The organism is Streptomyces sp. NPDC005195 (genome assembly GCF_040608315.1).
Classification (GTDB): Bacteria; Actinomycetota; Actinomycetes; order Streptomycetales; family Streptomycetaceae; genus Streptomyces; species Streptomyces kaempferi.
Map to the genome: position 1 here is coordinate 1 of NZ_JBEXHZ010000282.1, position 1,901 is coordinate 1,901.

At 71.4% G+C, this 1,901-nt stretch carries 2 protein-coding genes; both read left to right on the plus strand.

The genetic code is table 11. The annotated features are described in order from the left end of the window. The coding region (locus ABZV34_RS38975; RefSeq protein WP_356287878.1) for a hydrolase at positions 1-336 on the plus strand (336 nt) is incomplete at its 5' end. A 466-nt stretch (positions 337-802) separates the two neighbouring features. Beyond that, positions 803-1,901, plus strand: a 1,099-nt coding sequence (locus tag ABZV34_RS38980; RefSeq protein WP_356287881.1) for an FAD-dependent oxidoreductase, incomplete at its 3' end; no start/stop codon positions are given.

Here is a 1,901-nt window from a genome sequence, read left to right on the forward strand (position 1 = left end):
CCGGGCCTCGCGGACGGCGCCAACTGCCAGTACTTCGCCTACGAGGTGCTGCGCCACTTCGGCCCGCGCCTGCCCGCCTGGCGCTCGAGCGATCTGTGGGACGACACCGTACTCACCGAGCGGGTACGGCAGTCCCGGCCGCTGGATCTGGCTCTCTTCCATCACGGGGACCAGGCGTGGGGCGCCCATGTCGGGGTCGTCGTGGGGGAGGACCGGGTCCTTCATCTCTGTGCCGAGGTGGGGCGGCCGGTGATCTGGACTCTGCGGGAGTTCGCGGCGCGCGAGCGCTACCGCACACTGCTCGGCTTCAAGCGGCCGCGGCCCGGGGGCGGATGACGGACCGGCCCAGTCCCGCCGAGCCGCGGGCCGGTCCTGCTCCATCGATCCGGGGATCCGATGCGCCTCGACGATCCGGGGATCCGATGCGCCTCGACGATCCGGGGATCCGATGCGCCTCGACGATCCGTGGACCCCGGACGCCTCGACGATCCGTGGGCCGGTCGCGATGTGTCGACCCGGGGGCCCGAGACATGTCCCGCCGCCCCGCAAGGTCCGCGTGCCGAGCCGGGTGCCTCCCGTCGGCGCGCCCCCCGGACATGGCGAACGGTAGCGACATAGCAACGCTCCGTACGACGGTCTCATGTTCTCCCTCTCCCCGCCGACCAGGCATGTCGCCCTCGCGCGCACCGGCTTCTCACCCGATCGGAGGAAGAGCCCGTTCCGGCCAATCCATCACCGCCGCAGCTTCGGAATAGGGCCGAGAGCTCTGAAGCCGAAACAGGTGAGCCGGGTGGGAGGAGACATGGTGCGGCAAGCGTCAGGGGACGCCTCGGACACGGACGAGGAGATCGCGGACCGCGGATACGACGGACGGCGTGGACAGCGCGGAGAGCGCGTTCCGGGGCGGCGGACGGCCGTCATCGGCGGGGGCGTGGCAGGACTCACCGCCGCCCACGTGCTGGGCCGCGCACGCCAGGTGGTCCTGTACGAGGCGGACGACCGGCTCGGCGGCCACGCGCACACCCACGATCTCGCCTCCTCCGACGGCAGGGTGCACCGCGTCGACTCCGGCTTCATCGTGCACAACCGCCGTACCTACCCGAACCTCCTGCGGCTGTTCGACGAACTCGGCGTCGCCACCCAGGAGTCGGAGATGAGCATGTCGGTGCGCTGCGAGGGCTGCGGCCTCGAGTACGCGGGTGCGCGCGGTCCGGCAGGCCTGTTCGCCCGCCCGCGAAGCGCCCTGCGCGGCTCCTACCTCCGGATGCTCACCGAAGTGCCGGCCTTCCACCGCGCGGCCCGGCGACTTCTCTCCGCGGGCGGCGAAGAGAGCCTGACGCTGGGCGAGTTCCTGACCCGGGAGCGCTTTTCGCCGTACTTCGTACAGCACTTCGCGACCCCGCTGGTATCGGCGGTCTGGTCCTGCGACCCCGTCACGGCCGGCCGCTACCCGGCCGCCTATCTGTTCCGCTTCCTGGAGCACCACGGCCTGCTCTCGGTGAGCGACTCCCCGGTCTGGCGCACGGTCAGCGGGGGCTCCCGCTCCTATGTCGACCGGGTGGCCAAACAGCTTGACTCCGTGCACACCTCCGCCCCCGTCCGGGCCGTGCGACGGCACTTCGACACCGTGGACGTCACCACGGCGGACGGCACCACCGCGTCGTACGACTCCGTGGTGATCGCGGTCCATCCCGACCAGGCCCTGAGGCTGCTGGCCGACCCCACCGAGCGCGAACGAGAGGTGCTCGGCGCCTTCCGCTACTCCCGCAACGCCACCCTCCTGCACACCGACACCGCGCTGTTGCCGCGTGCCCGGGCGGCGAGGGCCTCCTGGAACTTCGGTATGCCCACGTGCGACGACGTCGCGGACCGTGTCCGAGTCAGCTACGAAATGAACCGGC